This is a genomic window from Halomonas meridiana, from assembly GCF_009846525.1.
Classification (GTDB): domain Bacteria; phylum Pseudomonadota; class Gammaproteobacteria; order Pseudomonadales; family Halomonadaceae; genus Vreelandella.
The window spans coordinates 2,790,592-2,806,489 of sequence record NZ_CP024621.1; the positions used below are offsets into that span (position 1 = coordinate 2,790,592).

Consider the following 15,898-nt stretch of genomic DNA (forward strand, 5'->3'; position numbering starts at 1 on the left):
ACCCATAACTGCCCCACGTCGCGCATAATGCCATAAAACACGCGCCAACAGGAGTCATCTGCTAGGAAGCCCGTATGACGAGTGACACGCCCGCTACTCCACGCCGTTTTCGCCTTCTCATCGCCCTGCTGTTTGGCGCGCTAGCGCTCGTGCTGATCTGGCTGATCGGCAGCCACTGGCTTCTCAACAGCCAGTGGCTACCGCATCGAATCTCCACCATCGAAGGGGTCGAGGTGCGCTGGTCTAACGCCCAGAGCCTTCACCCAGGGCGTTGGGAGGTCGACAACCTCTACCTAGCCCGGGAAGACGAAGCGCTACCGATTACCGTCGAGGCCAGCCAAGCCACCCTGTCGCTATCGCTGCTTGCCCTGCTGCGCGGAGAGCTACATATCCAAGCACTGGAAGCGAACGGCATTCGCCGCTTTACCGTCGGGGACATTGCCCTGGAGGCAGAGGGCCAGCTGAAGGTCGAGGATACCCAGTTCAGCCAAGAGACCCTTAGCGTGCCTTATGTAGGTTTGGACATCACCCAAGGCCGCCTCGTCCGCTTGAGCGATCAAACCACGCTGGTGCAGGACATTCAGCTACGCAGTACGGCGTCGCTGGACTCACTTTCCACCCGGCAAAGTAGCGATGCGTTGACGGAGGCGCTGCTCGACGCCCTCACCGCCCAGCTTGCCATCACGGCTCAAGCGGATGCTTGGGACGTGTTCATGCCCTACCTAGAAGCGCTACCCTGGTTGAGCCTGGCAGGCAGCGGCGTATTGGAAGGTGAGCTTGCGCTTGCCGAGGGCCAACTACAGCCGGGCAGCGAACTCACATTAGCAGCCCCAAGGCTTGCGCTCTCTATCGATGAGCAGCGCTTGAGGAGTACCGATAACACGCGCCGCTGGCTGGTAGCGGATGACACACCGCCGCAGCATACCGCCACGGGCCAGGGGCGCGTCAGGCTCGCCGTGGAAGATAGGCAACTACGCTTCGCTACTCAATTGGAAGACGTCACGCTAGCCGACACGCACCCCTACGCTACAAACACACGGCTCGCCCTTTCTACACACATCCCCAACCAGCGCCTGGATCAGCTCGACTTGCCCACTGGCGCCTCACTTGAGCTATCGGGCGAGGTAACGCGCCTAGACATGCTTGACCGCTATCTCGCAACGGCCTTCGATGGCCAAGGGATTCGGCTAACCGGCCAGGGAAGTATCACCGCGAGCGCGACGCTGCGGGATGCGCGCCCTTATGAAGCATCGCTGACCGTTCAAGCCCCCACGCTAGGCGCAGAGCTGCTTGAACTCACCGCGCAAGGCAGCGGTACGCTCGACGCGACGCTCTCCCCCGATGAGCAAGTAGCGGCAACGCTGGCCTTCACAGACGCCACGCTGCGCCATCAGGAGCGAACCTTACTGGCGAACGCAGCGCTCACGCTAGCCGCACAAAGCCCCCTCGACCCCGAACAAGCGCAACAAAGCGCCACGGCGCAACTGAGCTGGGAAGAAGCAACGCTGCCCAATATTCAAGCGCTACAACCCTACCTTGCGTCAGTGTTGCCCAGCCCTTCTCCGCTAACGTTAAACAGCGGCTCAGCCACCAGCCACGGTCAGCTTCGCTTCACGACCGAGCAACTGAGTGGAGAGCTTTATTTAGCTGGCAACGCGCTGACCACCGGCTGGCAACTGAGCGAGCAGAGCGGCACATTGGTGAGCGATATGCAGCTGGCGCTGGCCATCCACCAAGCGTCGCTGGATGGCACAGCACTGGACATCAGCGGCTCGCGGTTAAGCTGGCAGGTGGCCGACCCGCAACGTCCCGGCGAAGCGCTGGAGAGCACGCTGGCGCTGCGCGACGGTCGCTTTCAGCGCCAAAACGCCACCCCAAGCGGGCAGTTCACGCTGGAGGGCAGCGTGCAGCGACTAGAGTTTCTCAACACGTTTTTACCGGATGCCCACGGCGTATCGCTTTCCGGCAACGGTCAGCTTTTTTTACAGGGCGCGTTTATAGACGACACGCTGCAAGCCCCTACGCGGCTGCGGGTCAATGCTAACCAGTTGGAAGTGACGTTTCTCGACTACTTAGCCACCGGGCGCGGCGAGCTCACCGCCCAGCTAGATAGCCCCGAGCAAGCACAGCTTTCGCTGGGCATTCCACAGTTCGCCCTACGTCGGCAAGATGATGACCGCCCGCATCTGGAAGGCCGCCATTTTGCGCTCACCACTCAAACCGATCGCTTTAGCAATGTACTCGACGCCCCCGCTCCCGAACACTTCACTACCCGCGTTGCGCTGCCAATTACCGAGGTGCCGGACATTGCCCGCTACAATCGCTACCTGCCAGAAGATGCGGGGGTTGAGCTACTCTCCGGCAACGCCAGCCTAGCCAGCGAATGGCTGCTAGAGGGGCTGCGCGCCCAAGGTGATATCACGCTGCGCGCTTTTGAAACGGAGATGGCGCTACTGGAACAGCGCCTAAAGGGCGATGTGACGCTGCATTTACAGCTCACCGAGGGCGATATCGAGACGCGCCGCTTTGTCGCCAATGACTCCTACCTGCGCCTGGAAAACGTCTTTCGCCGAAGCGACGACGGCACTCAGGACGCAGGCTGGTGGGTGCAGCTCACCATGGAAGAAGCCCAACTCAACTGGGGCGACCCGATACACCTCACCAGCCAGCTACGGTTAGACATGCGCGATACTGGGCTGCTGGCACGGCTATTTCTCGCCCGTGCCCGGGAGAGCGACTGGCTGGGCAGGCTTTTAAACGTGCATGACATCAACGGTCACGCCCTACTCACAGTGAGCGACGAGCAAATACGCCTGCATGACCTCACGCTCACAGGCGGCCCGCTGCTTCTGCTTTCCGATGTTACCTTAGCGGACGGCCAAGCCAACGGCGCGCTCTATGCGCGGCTGGGCGCCGTGGGCCTCGGCGTGGAGCTGAACGACAGCGAACCGGCCCTGCGCGTGCTACAACCCAAGCGCTGGTTTGACCGCTGGCGAGAGGCCCAGCGCTTTCCAAGGCCTTAGCGGCGTGTGCGCTCTCGACGAATCATACGCACGCGCTCTTTGGCCTTTTGAGGTGTAGACAGCGGCGCGCTGGCGTCTTGGTGTTTAGGCGGCACCGTGACCCAGGCAAACACCGGCAGGGCCAAGTGCCAATGAATTGCCGCTAAGCGCAGGCCTAGCGTCACGCTCAATGAGGCGGCAATGGCGAATGTCAGCGGCGCATCGAGCGCCTGCAGCGCGACATACACAATCCCGCCCGCCATGGCGGCGGTGGCATAAATCTCTTCACGCAGCACCATCGGCACCCGCTGGGCCAGCACATCACGAATCATGCCGCCCGCCACGCCGGTCATCATGCCCATCAGTACCGCCACCACACCAGAGGTACCCAGCAGCAGCGCTTTATGCGTGCCGATCACGGTAAAGAGCGCCAGCCCAAAGGCGTCGGCTACGGGCAAAAAGCCCCGAGACAGCCGGTGAATGTAGTGAAACCCCACCAGCGACACGCTCACCGTGGCCAAGATCACCCACAGGTAGGTGGGGTCGGTCACCCAGAACACTGGCCTAACGCCCAGCACCAAATCACGCAGCGTACCGCCCCCAATGCCCGTCACCGCCGCCAGCACCAGCATACCGAACGGGTCCATCCGCGAGCGGCAGGCCAAGATCACGCCCGACAGGGCAAACACAATCACCCCTGCCATATCCAACCAATAAATCACACCCGACACGCGGCTCTCCTTCATCACCTGCTGTTTAAGCGGGCAGAATATCACTCATTCGGGAAGGGTGTATGTGATCAGAGAGCCGGTCGCCTTAATAGCCGTGACGCTGCAACCACTCTTTTAGGAAAGCAATTTCACTCTCTTGAGCAGCAATAATTTCTTCAGCCAGTTGACGAATCTCGTCATCTTCGCCGTGCTCCAGCACGATTTCCGCCATGGCAATGGCACCTTCGTGATGGGGAATCATACCTTGGGCGAAATCCACATCAGGATCGCCTGTCAATGCTGTCGCCATCTCTTCGTGCATACGCGCGCTGGCCGCTTGGTAGGCGGCTACCGCAGGGTTATCACTGCGAGAGTGAGCGGTATTGGTGTGCTCGCCGTGGCTACCAGAGTGGACTTGCTGCTGAGCAATAGCAGGCGGCACGATCAGTAATCCTGCTAAAACCCATAAAGGAACAGTCATACGGTGTGCAAAGAGTGGCCGGGAAATTAACACTTGGCTAACAGAACTAGAGATCGGCATGGCAGCGCTCTTATTAGCAAGATAGATCATCGAAGTCTAAAACCTACAGGCTGCCCACAGGTCAAGATGCGCTAATCGCATCACTCTGTTAATCCCCTTCGCCACTAGTCATGAAGTACACATGGACTAGCACCCTGCTTACGGCTGGCTGGTACTCGTCCTGTTGCTGGGCTTACCCGAACTGACCGCTGGCGCGATGGTGCTGTTGACGTCCGGTATCGCTGCTATGGCCCAGAGCCAACGTGAATCCGCCATCTTGTACACTCAAGGCGATAAAGAATCTGCCATTTTGCGCGCCCAAGAAGAGTGGGAGTCCATCAAGCGGGTGCTTAGCGCTATCGGCGGTAACGAAGAGAACTCTCGCTAAAAAGCCGCTCCGGTCAGGAAAGCGGCTTAAGAAGTGGCATTGTCGGTGGTGCCAGTAGTAGCTAGCGCGTCACGCTGTAAACCACTGGCACGGTACTGCTTAACCTATGATGCCGTGTCAGTGGCTAGAAAGTGCTCCATAAACACTTGGTAGTCTTGATTCACACAATCGGCGTAGGCCTTAGCAAGCGTTGAGACCACGCCGATAAACTGCTCTTCACGCCCTTCTAACCGCTGGCATACCGCGTCGGCAAACGGTGCGGCTTTGCCTCGGTTAAGTGCCTGCGCACCGCGCAGGTGTTCACGGGCCAGAATCTCGCCCCACTGGCGCGCCAGCTTGCGGTAGGCTTTACCGCCAGAGAGCTTATGGGTAGGGTAATCCTTTTTGAACGGTGAGCGTTCGCGAACCGAAAACACCTTGCCGTTCATGGTCAACCAGCCAAGGTAGGCATCCGGGTGCTCCGCAATGGCATGGAACGCCGCGGCATGGCGAATGCCTTCATTGGGAAACAGCTTGCGCCACGCCTGCTGCTGCGCTTTGTCCATCAGGCGGTAGGCCTCTGGCGTGACCTGCTCTTTGATGTCCAGAATCACATCGTCGTGTTCATGATCCGCCCCGCCTTCGATCAGCACGTAGTACCGCTCGACGCCGAGCGACCCAGTGCCTGCATCCAAGCGCCGGGCGGTGTCTTTGACGAAGAAGTGCTGCGGGTCGCTCTCCTTAATAGGGTGCTGCAGCGTTTGCTGGTACTCCTGCTCAATGATGCGCCGTAGCTGGCTTGCCACATCCGCAGGCAGATTGGCGAGCTTGCCGGGGCGCTCGGCAAACTGACGCCCTTTATCTGGGTCTAGCGTCGTCCACTTCTCCAGCATGCGGGCACGGCTCTGTTTATCGGCCACCTTGCCCATAAAGGATTTGAGCGGGTCTTTGGCGCTATCCAGCGTAATCGCATGGATCGCCACGTCATCCTCACGATGAATGCTAAGGGTGTCTATATACCCTTCTAACAGTTTGCTCAGCGCTTTATCAATGGCTTTGGGGCTCAGCTCGGCGTTCTCGCGGGCATCCAGCACTAGGCTAATCGCCAGCCGCCACACGTCGTACTGATAATCCCCAATCAACGCATCGTCGAAGTCATCCATGCCGTAGCGTACTTGGTCATCGTGATGGCCGTAAGCGCCAAAATTGTAAGCATGGGCATCGCCCTGAAGCCAGGTTTGCGTATTCGGCCAACCGCCGAACAGCGCAAAGCGCCAGTCGTGCCATACGTCTTGCCAATAAAGGTGATTTGAGCCTCGAAAGAATCGATAGGGAGAGGCCGCCATTTTGGCGTATTTCGCCTGCCGATGCGCCGTACTCAGCGGTGCATTCGCCTGTTGAATGGCCTCAATGACCTGCTGAGGGCGGTTATGTCCTGTCAATGCGTGGCTCATACAGTCCCTTTATGTGTGCATTAAATCGCTTAGGTTAAGCGTAGACGATGCACGTTAACAGATTAAGACACCTGCTTGCCCAAACGCGTCAGACCACGGGGCGCTGAAATGCGAAAGAAGCGCTCGACCACCTCTTCACGCGTAGCAGGGGTCACTAGCGACACCAGCACAAACAGCGGCAAATTGACCATCAGCCCCCAAAACCCTGCATGAATGCCGAGCGGATGCCGCCATAAGGTGGTGAACGCCACGGTAACTATAAAACCGCCTAAAATGCCCGCCATAACGCCCAGCCTTGAGGCGCGAGGCCAAAAGAACATGCCGATAAAGGCGGGCAAAACCTGCGAGGCAAAGCCAAGCCCCACCAGCAAAATCATCACTAGGCTCCCCGGCTCAGCAATCGCCAGCGGCGCAATCACCAGAAACATAATGGGCAGAATCAAAAGACGCGCCAGCTTGGCGGTGGCGCCCTCCGAGAGCTTGAGCAACGGCTGCAGCACGTCTTTACTCACGGAAAGGGAAACCGAATGAATAAACGGCTCGCTGGAGGACATAGAGGCGGCCAAGGTGCCCGCGCCCAGCAGTCCAACTAACACCACGGGCAAGTGCTGCATGGCGTACTCCAGCACCACGGTATCTGCCCGGGCCAGCTCCGGCAGCGAGAAAATACCGATAAAGCCCACCACCACCATGGGCAGAATCACCACGTAGTAGGTGGGTAGCCACGTCGCGCTACGGCGAATGGTGCGCGCTGAAGAGGCGCTCATCCACTGCGTCCAGACGGGGGGCATAAACGAGAACATCGAGACGATGATCGACGTGGTCCAGAAGCTAAAACTCATATCGCCCCCCGCGCCGGGGAGGGTCAGAAACTCGGGGTTCTCGGCGGCGATGCGTTCAAATACGCCCGCAAAACTCAGCCCGCCGGTGGCACTGTGTATGGCCCACAGGCCTACCGCCCAGGCCACCACCAGCATCAGCACGCCCTGGAACGCGTTGGTACGGCCAATCGCCCGCTGCCCGCTGGCGTAGAGATAAACCGCAATGCAGGCCAGCACCAACAGTACGCCCAGCCAAACGGGAATCAAGCCGCCGCTCATCACGAATAGAATATAAGCAGAGCCAATCGTTTGTAGCACCGCGTAGGCCACGGAGCCTACCGCCATGACCAGCGCGGACAGCGCCCCCAATGCAGGGCTTTGGTAGCGGTCGGCAATGGCGCTTGCCTGCGTCACATGGCCAAACTGCTCGCCGAACTGCCATACCTTTGGCCCGAAATACCACGCCACCAGCGCCAAATACGCCAGATAAATCGCTACATAAAAAACCGCCACGCCTTTGGAATAAGCCCAGCCCGGTGCGCCCATGAAGGTGTAAGCACTCACACTACCCGCCGCGATCAGCAGGTAAAGCGTCACTGGCCCCATGCTGCGCCCCGCCACGCCCCACTCTTCAAGACTGTTCATGGATCGGCCAGCCCGTGCGCGAAGGCCGATCAGCATCGCGGTGGCCACGTATAAAAGCGTAATGACCAGCGGCCAGGCACTACTCATGGTCGTCTCGCTCTACAATGCGGTTGCCCACCAGCATGACCGCCACGCAGGCAAACATGATCACGTAGCTCCACACCACCAGCAGCGGCAGTCCCATCACCAGCGTGGGCCGGTTCACCCAACCAATCACTGGCCAAATACCGGCCAATACCAGCGCCACAAAGGCAATGAAAAGCCCCCAGCCCGCCCGGGACGTGGGCAGCACTAAAAAACGTCGCATGTCATATCCATAAGATGATGAAAAGAAGTGGTAGCCTCAGCGGCTGTCATGGCGGTGTCACGGCACATTGCCACACTAAGCCGCAATGCCAGCCGTTAAGCCGCTTATGATGAAGATTTTAATGCTTTCCGACGTCTACTTCCCCCGGGTGAACGGCGTTTCCACGTCGATTGAAAGCTTCCGTGGGGCGCTGGAGCGCTTGGGCCACGAAGTACATCTGATTTGCCCTCGCTATATGGATCACGCCAACGAAGACCCGCGCCTTTGGCGTATCGATTCACGAGGCGTATTAGGTGACCCGGAAGACCGCATGATGCGCTACCAGGCCATCATGGCGCTGGTTCCGTCGCTGCACGCCATCGAGTTCGACCTAATCCACATTCACACCCCGTTTGTGGCGCACTACGCGGGCGTGGCATTAAGTAAACGGCTCGGCGTACCCGTGGTGGGCACCTACCACACGCTGTTTGAAGAGTATCTACACCACTACGTGCCGTGGCTGCCTCGCCGCAGCCTGCGCTTTGCCGCCCGGCGATTTTCGGTGCACCAGTGCCATCAGCTCTCCGCCGTCGTCGCTCCTTCTTCCGCCATGACCTCTGCTCTCACCGCCTATGGCGTTCGCTCCCCGATCGCGACCATCGCAACGGGCTTGTCGCTCACTCATTTCGTCGCACAAACCGCTGGCAGAGAATTTCGAGAGCATCATGGCCTTCCAACGCAAGGTCGACTGCTACTGTTTGTAGGTCGCGCCGCGTATGAGAAAAATATCGGCTTTCTGATCGATATGCTGCCTAAGGTGCGCCACCAGCACCCGGAGACTCATCTAGTCATCGTCGGCGAAGGCCCGGCCCTCGCCTCGCTGAAACAGCAGGCTCAGCAAGCAGGCCTCTCCGATGCGGTTCACTTTTTAGGCTACCTTCCGCGGGATGGCGCACTTCAAGATGCCTACCGAGCAGCCGATACCTTTGTGTTTGCCTCCCGCACTGAAACCCAAGGCTTGGTGCTGCTGGAAGCCATGGCGCTGGGCACTCCGGTCGTCTCGACCGCTATCATGGGCACCCAAGATGTATTGCAGCAGGATGAGGGCTGCCTGATCGCGGAAGAGCACCCTGCCCGCTTTGCAGAACACGTCTGCCGACTGCTCTCTGATGACGCTCTTCGCACCACCCTCACCCATCGCGGCCAAGCCTACGCCCAGCGTTGGAATGAAGATACCAAAGCCGAAGCACTGGCAGCGCTGTATGAGAGCCAATGCCCTAAAGCGTTTGCTTCATCGCCTGCTTAACCATCCAGCGTGGTTACAACTTGCCCGGCAACTCCCACGATTCGCATATGGGAGTCATGACTCTTACTCACGCGAGACGCCATCTCATCGGGCTCGTTTGACGTAGTACTCCCTCAGAATCCCAATCATTCCAACCCGTAAAAGGAATGGGCTGTTCGCTACCAATAGACATCAGGCGAGATACCCACGTCTCTTTACAAGCCTCTAAGTGTCTCAGCATGGCGGCCTCTTCTTGGTAACGAATTCCTCCTCCTTGGATACCGTAGTTCACCTGCGGCGCTAAAACGTCGAAGCCGACGTAATACAAAGATGAATGAATTGGCCAAAGCCATTGAGCCATGTTACCTGCACGGCCAAAGGGCTGAAATGCTTTCTCAGGTGATCCGGCAGTGACCGAAAGCATTGCCATTTTTCCTCGAAAATAGCCTCGATCATAACGCATCCGGCTGGAGTAACGCCCTCCATACACCAGTACACGATCAAACCAACCTTTCAAAATAGCAGGCTGGGCATGCCACCATAAAGGAAACTGAAAGATAACTAGATCCACTCGTTCCAACCTTTCTAGCTCGCGCTGAACATCTTGCGGTAACGTGCCTTGCTGGTAGTGATCTCTTTGCTGGTTCAGCGGGTAAAAATAATCAGCGTCTACATCATGATGCGAATAGTGCTGAACACATTCTACTGGGTCAAACTGATCACTATAGAGATCATTCACCTCTACAGAGTGACCAGCTTCCATAAGCTGTGTAACAGCCACATCTACAAGCCCCCCGTTAAATGAGTTACGTTCTGGATGAGCCAAAACAATTAACACATGCATACTAAGCCTCACCTTTTGATTAGTTCACCATCAGGCTAACCTGTTTGCGTATGATCAAAAATTGGCAAAAAATGAGAATCAGACTTGCATGAATGAACAACAAATAAGATGGGACGATCTGCAAATTGTGCTAGCAATTGCCGAGGCGGGTTCGCTCTCCGGTGCTAGCCGCACATTGCGTATCAGCCATGCGACCGTCTTTAGACGTTTAAACGAACTGGAGCGGGGGCTGAGAGTGACCCTTTTTAAACGCCGCCGCACAGGTTATACGCCAACCTTGGCAGGAGATGACTTGGCGGCCTCTGCTAAGCGGGTACAAAGCGAAATCAACGGGGTGGAACGCCGGGTTATTGGGCAAAATTCAACGCTAACCGGCAGCCTGAGAATCACCACCACCGACACACTTTTCGCGGGTCTACTCTCGCCATTAATGGCAAGCTTTCGTCGATGCTACCCAGATATTACGTTGGAAGTCGTGATCTCTAATCAACTGCAAAGTTTGTCACGGCGCGAGGCGGATATTGCGGTTCGCCCAACTCGCAAACCACCCGAAACCCTGGTAGGCCGCAAGGTCATCGATATCACTCAAGCGGTTTATGGCAAAAAATCACTTTGGTTAAACACGTCTCTGCCGATGCAAACAAGCTCACTCCCATCAGAAAACTGGATAGGCCCGGATATTCACCTGGGCGATGCTACGCTGGAAAAGTGGATGATGGGTAAAAACGCCGCCTACCGGTTGGACAGCATACTAGGTATGCAAACAGCGGTTCGCCACGGTGCAGGTATTACGGTGCTGCCCTGCTACCTTGGCGATGCAGATGACGCCCTTATACGCCTAAGCGACCCTATTGAGGAGTTAACTACTCAACTCTGGCTGCTCACACATCCGGATTTACGCCATGTGACCCGTGTTCGCACGTTTATGGATGTAATGTCAGAGGGGATTCGAAGATAATAATTTCTCATCCACAACATTTTAAATATTGTGGATGTTGTACCGTTACAGGCTAACTCGCTACTGTTCAAATTCCATTAGGAACTGCTTAAGCAGGTCATCAAGCTGTACCTGCTGTTCTTTAGTCAGCCCACTTACCAGTTGTGCCTGTGTCTCCACGTGGGCAGCCACTGCTTCATCGATCAGATCAAATCCGCGTTGTGAAAGTGAGATCAGAAAACCACGCCCATCGGCAGGATTCTTAACTCGCTCGACCAGCCCTACCTTCTCCAACTGATTGATACGGTGAGTCATAGTGCCCGAGGTCACCATGGTGGATGCCATTAAATCCCCAGGCGATAAGGCATAGGGCGCACCCTCACGTCGCAGCGTTGCCAAAACATCAAAGCTCGCGTCAGTCAGCCCGTATTTCGCCCAAGTCTGCTCCATAGCACGCATTAACGCCTGATTGAGCCGTTTGATACGCCCTATAGTACCCATTGGTGCGACATCAAGATCAGGCCGTTCCTGTTGCCACTGCTTGAGAATGTTATCTACATGATCCATAAAAATAGTTTGCACCTAATTATCTTGACGTCAAGATTGATCACACATACCTTGACATCAAGATATTAACAGAAACGTACTGTCGAGAACTTCACCAATGCCGCCATCGAACACCACCCGCTTGCCTTCAACGCAACGCGCCAAGCTCTCCCCGCTGCTGTACCTATTGTCAGGGGGTGCTTTGCTTGGCCTATCAACGAATTTAGCTAAATTTGCAAACGACACGCAGCTATCAGCGCTTTCGTTTCTATATTGGTCGATTTCGGGCGCAGCGCTCATTCTAATGGCACTCGCAGTCTACCGACGCAATTTGCCACCAGTGACCGTTCATACCGTCGAATATTACCTGATCTCTGCGCTACTAGGCGTTGCAGGTGCCAACTTGCTCTTTTTCTCAGCGATTCCCCACGTTGGCGCTGGGTTTGTCGCATTAATCATCACCCTGCCGCCGCTGCTCACTTACGTAGGTGCTTTAACGCTAAAAATGGAACGCTTTCGGCTCTTACGAGCGGCTGGGGTCCTATCAGCTCTGGCGGGAGCGTTCACCCTCGCGTTTCATAAGCTCTCTGCTCCTGATGCGGACTACCTCTGGATTTTTCTCGCCTTGGTCGGCCCGGTGCTACTTGCCATCGGCAATCTCTACCGGACCCTGCGCTGGCCAGCGGGGGTATCTAGCGATGCACTGGCACCCGGGATGCTGATTGCCGCTTCTCTTATTCTGCTGGCAGTAGGTCAACTGCCCAATTTCTCGCTTCACGTACCCACAGACCGGTATCTGCCGATTGTTTTAATTACCGTGCAAGCGGTGGTGTTCGCTGGCCAATTTTTACTGCTCTTTCTACTGCAAAAAAGCGGTGGTCCAGTATTGCTGAGCCTATTGGGCTCCGTAGGTGCCGTGGTGGGTGTTCCAGTCGCTATCTTGCTGCAGGGTGAAACTGCTCCAGAGGGCTTGTTGCTCGGTATTCTTCTGATCGGCGCAGGTATTACGCTGCTTAATGTTGGCAAAATAAAGCAATCGCCTAGTCAGCAGAGTGCTAACAAAAAGAGTCAACATCAGGGCAAAGCAATGACTTCCCACGTTCGACTCGGTAAGAACTGTTAACCCACTTTTATCACACAATACGCCGCTCCATAGCATGCACTACGTCTTCAGTGTTCAGCACTCGAAACCCCATGCGCTCGTATAAATCCATGGCGGGGTTGATACTAAATACCCGCAGCCGCAATCGGTGAACACCCGCTTGCCGGGCATGCGCTTCGGCGAAGTGGAGCGCCGCCGTTCCCAAGCCTTGGCGCTGCCACGGCGGGGCAATTTGCAGTTCCCGAATATGGTAGGCGTCATCCTCCTGATGGAGGCATAGCACGCCCACAGGAGTCGCATTGATGACTAACTTAAAGCTTTCTAGCTCGCGCCACTGCTGATCGAACAGGGCGGAGTCCCAGTGCCATCCTAGATGCTGGTGGTAAGCCGCCATGTTGTGACGAATCAGCGTTTCGGCAAACGTTTTGTCGTTTGTTGGCCGGATAACTGGCGTCATCGTTTAACACCTGAACCATCCGGCCGTTGGCAAACACGAGCTTGGCCGTTCATTACCTACCCCAACTGGAACGGATACACCGGCCCGATTTGTAGGAGCTGAGTCAGCTCGTCCAGCGCGGTGAGCACTTCTGTAGCGAGCTGGGGGTCGGCGAGGTCTTCACTGGTGAGGCGGTCGCGGTAGTGGCGGTTCACCCAGGCAGTGAGGTCGCTATAAAGTGCATCGTTGAGCAGTACGCGGCCGGTAAGGGCGGCGCGCTCGGCTTCCGTTAGCACCACCCGCAGGCGCAGGCAGGCGGGGCCGCCGCCGTTGCGCATGCTCTGCTTCACGTCTTTGACGATCACTTCGCCAATGGGGTTATTGCCCGCCAGGATGAAGTTCTGAATCGTGTTCCAAACGGCTTCCCGCTCTTGGCACTCGCTGGGCACCACCAGGGTCATGGTGCCGTCTGGGTTGGAGAGCAGTTGGGAGTTGAACAGGTACGACGCCACCGCGTCTTCCATGCTCACCGCTTCCACCGGCACCCGAACGGGAATCAGCGGCGTGCTCATCTTGGCGCGCAGCTCGTCCAGCGTGCGTTCTTCGTCAAGAAACGCCATTTCGTGGTAGAGCAACACCGGGCCGTTACCCACGGCAATCACATCGTTGTGGAACACCCCGGCATCGATGGCCTCCGGGTGCTGCTGGGCGAAGACGGTTTGCGCGTCGCTCAGCCCGTGCTGACGAGCCACCGCTTGGCTGGCTTCCAGAGTTTGGCGGGCGGGATAGCGCTTGGGTTCGCGCCCACTGCTAAGCGCCTCACCAAACGCCTGACGGCCGTAAACGAAGAGATGAACACCTGGCTCGCCGTATTCGCCGCACAGGCGAGTATGGTTGGCCGCCCCTTCATCAGAAAATGCGGGCGTGGCGGGCAGCACCGGGTGATGGGCAAAGCGCTGCTCATCGCGGAAAATCGCTTGTAGCACCCGACCTGTGGTTTTCGGTTCCAGGTAGCGGTGAAAGCTGGATTGCAGGTTGGCGGGGGTAAAGTGCACTCGACCATCCGGTGCATCGACGCTAGGCGTAATGGTGCCTGCGTTAGCCGTCCACATGCTGGAGGCTGAACATACTGCCCGCAGCAGCTGCGGCGCTTGCTTCGCGGCTTGAGCGAGGATCTCGCTGTTGCTGCCGCTAAAGCCTAACGCTCGCAGCGCGCCTAAATCCGGGCGCTGCTGAGGAGGCAGCACGCCCTGGGCATAGCCTGCATCCATCAGCGACTTCATTTTGGCCAGCCCCTGTAGCGCACCCTCTTTGGGGTTGGAGACCAAGCCGCCGTGGCTCATGGAGGCTACGTTGCCGTGGGCAAGCCCCGAATAGTTGTGGGTAAGCCCTACCAAGCCATCGAAGTTGACTTCGCGAATGCTGTTGACACTCATAAATTGACTCCCGGCGGCAGGGTTTCGGGCATTTCTAGGCTCTCGGCTTCCATGGAGGCGACCGGATAAGCGCAGTAATCCGCCGCGTAGTAGGCGCTGGGGCGGTGGTTGCCGCTGTCGCCTACGCCGCCGAAGGGCGCATCGCCAGAGGCACCGGTGGTCTGGCGGTTCCAGTTCACGATACCAGCGCGAATACGCAGCAGGAAGTCGTCCCAATCCGCCTGCTCACCGCCGATCAGCCCTGCAGAAAGGCCGTAGCGGGTGTCGTTAGCAAGGGTCAGCGCCTCATCCCAATCCGCGTAGCGATGGATTTTCAGCAGCGGGCCGAAGTGCTCCTCGTCGGGCACGTCCAGGCCCGTCACGTCGATCAGCGCGGGGCTGAGCAGGCTGGTGTTCTCTTTAAGGCGCTGCATACGGTTAATAACCGTACCGCCCATGGCTTCCAGTTCATCCTGGGCGTTGAGGAGGCCATCGGCTGCAGCAACGCTTACCAAGCCGCCATAGAACGGCGCAGGCTCCTCGTCGAACTGCCCCGCCACGTGCAGCTTGGCGATAGCATCAGAAAGCGCACCGATGAGACGGTCGCCCACCTCGCCTTGAGGCACCATCAAGCGGCGCGCACAGGTGCAGCGCTGGCCGCCGGAGAGAAACGCTGATTGCAGAATCGTCAGCACCGCTGCGCGCTCGTCGTCGATATCCTTCACCACCAGCGGGTTATTGCCGCCTAATTCCAGCGCGAGGATTTTATCCAGCTGCCCGGCGAACTGCTGCTGCAGCATTCCACCCACTTTGGCGCTGCCGGTAAACAGCAGGCCATCGATACCGGGATGGGCGGAGAGCGCCTGCCCGACCGGGACACCGCCCTGCACGAGGTTGATCACGCCGGCAGGCAATCCGGCTTCTAACCAGCACTGCAGGGTGAAATCCGCAGTGAGCGGGGTTTGGTCGCTGGGCTTGAACACCACGGTGTTCCCCGCCAACAGGGCAGGCACCATATGGCCGTTGGGCAGGTGGCCGGGGAAGTTATAGGGGCCAAACACCGCCATCACGCCGTGGGGGCGGTGGCGCAGTACCGCTTTGGCGCTGCCCACTTCTTTCTCGCGCTCCCCGGTGCGCTCGTGGTACGCCTTGATGGAGAGCGCGACCTTGCCAATCATCGCGCCTGCTTCGGTGCGTGCTTCCCACAATGGCTTGCCGGTTTCCGAGGCGATGGCAATGGCCAAGTCCTCGCGACGTGCGGTCAATACGTCGACAAAGCGCTCCACCAGCGCCTGGCGCTCAGCAAAGGGCGTGCGCGCCCAGGCAGGAAACGCCGCACGGGCTGCCTCCACCGCCGTGCTTACCTGACGGCTAGAGGCAGCCGCCCCTTGCCATAGCAGCGTTCCCGCAACGGGGTCGTGCTTGGTAAAGGGCTCGGCGTCGCCGACGACCCAGGCGCCGTTGATCAGTTGCTGCTGCTGGGCGTGCATGTTCTGGGGGTGCATCGTGCTCTCCTTCACTGAGTTTT

At 57.8% G+C, this 15,898-nt stretch carries 14 protein-coding genes and 1 pseudogene; 5 read left to right on the forward strand and 10 right to left on the reverse strand.

All coding sequences use genetic code 11. The features are described 5' to 3' along the window. The first annotated feature begins 74 nt into the window (after positions 1-74). Positions 75-3,023 carry a hypothetical protein gene (locus tag CTT34_RS13385; RefSeq protein WP_159342869.1) on the forward strand — a complete coding sequence of 983 codons (2,949 nt, stop codon included), beginning with the start codon at positions 75-77 and terminating at the stop codon, positions 3,021-3,023. Here the strand turns inward: CTT34_RS13385 and CTT34_RS13390 are convergent. After that, a complete protein-coding gene (locus CTT34_RS13390) occupies positions 3,020-3,733 on the reverse strand; it encodes a trimeric intracellular cation channel family protein (protein ID WP_159342870.1) in 714 nt (237 codons plus the stop codon). The genes CTT34_RS13385 and CTT34_RS13390 overlap by 4 nt on opposite strands. Before the next feature lie 85 nt (positions 3,734-3,818). Beyond that, complete coding sequence (copM, locus tag CTT34_RS13395; RefSeq protein WP_254436382.1) at positions 3,819-4,154, reverse strand: CopM family metallochaperone; 336 nt, start codon at positions 4,152-4,154, stop codon at positions 3,819-3,821. A 310-nt stretch (positions 4,155-4,464) separates the two neighbouring features. On the opposite strand from copM, the pseudogene CTT34_RS13400 reads away from it, so the two are divergent. Continuing rightward, a pseudogene (locus CTT34_RS13400) lies at positions 4,465-4,617 on the forward strand (SPFH domain-containing protein); the annotation flags it as partial. 107 nt (positions 4,618-4,724) lie between these two features. Here CTT34_RS13400 and CTT34_RS13405 read toward each other — a convergent pair. The 3 genes from CTT34_RS13405 to CTT34_RS13415 all read right to left on the reverse strand — a co-directional run bounded on the left by CTT34_RS13405 (position 4,725) and on the right by CTT34_RS13415 (position 7,826). Next, positions 4,725-6,053, reverse strand: a complete 1,329-nt coding sequence (locus CTT34_RS13405; protein ID WP_159342872.1) for a DUF2252 domain-containing protein — start codon at positions 6,051-6,053, stop codon at positions 4,725-4,727. A 62-nt stretch (positions 6,054-6,115) separates the two neighbouring features. Further along, complete coding sequence (locus CTT34_RS13410; protein WP_159342873.1) at positions 6,116-7,606, reverse strand: sodium:solute symporter family protein; 1,491 nt, start codon at positions 7,604-7,606, stop codon at positions 6,116-6,118. Next, positions 7,599-7,826, reverse strand: coding sequence for a hypothetical protein (locus CTT34_RS13415; RefSeq protein WP_159342874.1), 228 nt, complete (start codon positions 7,824-7,826; stop codon positions 7,599-7,601). The genes CTT34_RS13410 and CTT34_RS13415 overlap by 8 nt, the downstream gene beginning before the upstream one ends. Before the next feature lie 106 nt (positions 7,827-7,932). Between CTT34_RS13415 and CTT34_RS13420 the strand changes: the two genes are divergently transcribed. Next, complete coding sequence (locus tag CTT34_RS13420; RefSeq protein ID WP_254436383.1) at positions 7,933-9,111, forward strand: glycosyltransferase; 1,179 nt, start codon at positions 7,933-7,935, stop codon at positions 9,109-9,111. Between the two features lie 67 nt (positions 9,112-9,178). On the opposite strand, the gene CTT34_RS13425 is transcribed toward CTT34_RS13420, so the two are convergent. Then, positions 9,179-9,934 (reverse strand): NAD(P)H-dependent oxidoreductase, encoded by a 756-nt coding sequence (locus CTT34_RS13425; protein WP_159342875.1) that lies wholly within the window; start codon positions 9,932-9,934, stop codon positions 9,179-9,181. An 88-nt stretch (positions 9,935-10,022) separates the two neighbouring features. Between CTT34_RS13425 and CTT34_RS13430 the strand changes: the two genes are divergently transcribed. Next, a complete protein-coding gene (locus CTT34_RS13430; RefSeq protein WP_159342876.1) occupies positions 10,023-10,892 on the forward strand; it encodes a LysR family transcriptional regulator in 870 nt (289 codons plus the stop codon). A 60-nt stretch (positions 10,893-10,952) separates the two neighbouring features. Here CTT34_RS13430 and CTT34_RS13435 read toward each other — a convergent pair whose 3' ends face one another. Beyond that, positions 10,953-11,438, reverse strand: a complete 486-nt coding sequence (locus CTT34_RS13435; RefSeq protein ID WP_159343799.1) for a MarR family winged helix-turn-helix transcriptional regulator — start codon at positions 11,436-11,438, stop codon at positions 10,953-10,955. A gap of 97 nt (positions 11,439-11,535) precedes the next feature. Between CTT34_RS13435 and CTT34_RS13440 the strand changes: the two genes are divergently transcribed. After that, a complete protein-coding gene (locus tag CTT34_RS13440; RefSeq protein WP_159342877.1) occupies positions 11,536-12,540 on the forward strand; it encodes a DMT family transporter in 1,005 nt (334 codons plus the stop codon). A 10-nt stretch (positions 12,541-12,550) separates the two neighbouring features. Here CTT34_RS13440 and CTT34_RS13445 read toward each other — a convergent pair whose 3' ends face one another. Genes CTT34_RS13445 through astD form a run of 3 tightly spaced genes read right to left on the reverse strand, consistent with a single transcriptional unit; the run spans position 12,551 to position 15,860 of the window. Continuing rightward, positions 12,551-12,976 carry a GNAT family N-acetyltransferase gene (locus CTT34_RS13445; protein WP_159342878.1) on the reverse strand — a complete coding sequence of 142 codons (426 nt, stop codon included), beginning with the start codon at positions 12,974-12,976 and terminating at the stop codon, positions 12,551-12,553. Positions 12,977-13,032: 56 nt separating this feature from the next. Beyond that, positions 13,033-14,391 carry an N-succinylarginine dihydrolase gene (gene astB, locus CTT34_RS13450; protein ID WP_159342879.1) on the reverse strand — a complete coding sequence of 453 codons (1,359 nt, stop codon included), beginning with the start codon at positions 14,389-14,391 and terminating at the stop codon, positions 13,033-13,035. Further along, the gene (gene astD / locus CTT34_RS13455) at positions 14,388-15,860 is read right to left on the reverse strand and encodes a succinylglutamate-semialdehyde dehydrogenase (RefSeq protein WP_159343800.1); all 1,473 of its coding nucleotides are present in this window, start codon (positions 15,858-15,860) and stop codon (positions 14,388-14,390) included. The genes astB and astD overlap by 4 nt, the downstream gene beginning before the upstream one ends. Between the last annotated feature and the right edge of the window lie 38 nt (positions 15,861-15,898).

Bases quoted from the DNA above. Each gene is read 5' to 3' on its own strand.
- CTT34_RS13385 (WP_159342869.1), top strand. From the start codon at position 75: ATGACGAGTGACACGCCCGCTACTCCACGCCGTTTTCGCCTTCTCATC.
- CTT34_RS13405 (WP_159342872.1), bottom strand. From the start codon at position 6,053: ATGAGCCACGCATTGACAGGACATAACCGCCCTCAGCAGGTCATTGAG.
- CTT34_RS13410 (WP_159342873.1), bottom strand. From the start codon at position 7,606: ATGAGTAGTGCCTGGCCGCTGGTCATTACGCTTTTATACGTGGCCACC.
- CTT34_RS13415 (WP_159342874.1), bottom strand. From the start codon at position 7,826: ATGCGACGTTTTTTAGTGCTGCCCACGTCCCGGGCGGGCTGGGGGCTT.
- CTT34_RS13420 (WP_254436383.1), top strand. From the start codon at position 7,933: ATGATGAAGATTTTAATGCTTTCCGACGTCTACTTCCCCCGGGTGAAC.
- CTT34_RS13425 (WP_159342875.1), bottom strand. From the start codon at position 9,934: ATGCATGTGTTAATTGTTTTGGCTCATCCAGAACGTAACTCATTTAAC.
- CTT34_RS13430 (WP_159342876.1), top strand. From the start codon at position 10,023: ATGAATGAACAACAAATAAGATGGGACGATCTGCAAATTGTGCTAGCA.
- CTT34_RS13435 (WP_159343799.1), bottom strand. From the start codon at position 11,438: ATGGATCATGTAGATAACATTCTCAAGCAGTGGCAACAGGAACGGCCT.
- CTT34_RS13440 (WP_159342877.1), top strand. From the start codon at position 11,536: ATGCCGCCATCGAACACCACCCGCTTGCCTTCAACGCAACGCGCCAAG.
- CTT34_RS13445 (WP_159342878.1), bottom strand. From the start codon at position 12,976: ATGACGCCAGTTATCCGGCCAACAAACGACAAAACGTTTGCCGAAACG.
- astB (WP_159342879.1), bottom strand. From the start codon at position 14,391: ATGAGTGTCAACAGCATTCGCGAAGTCAACTTCGATGGCTTGGTAGGG.
- astD (WP_159343800.1), bottom strand. From the start codon at position 15,860: ATGCACGCCCAGCAGCAGCAACTGATCAACGGCGCCTGGGTCGTCGGC.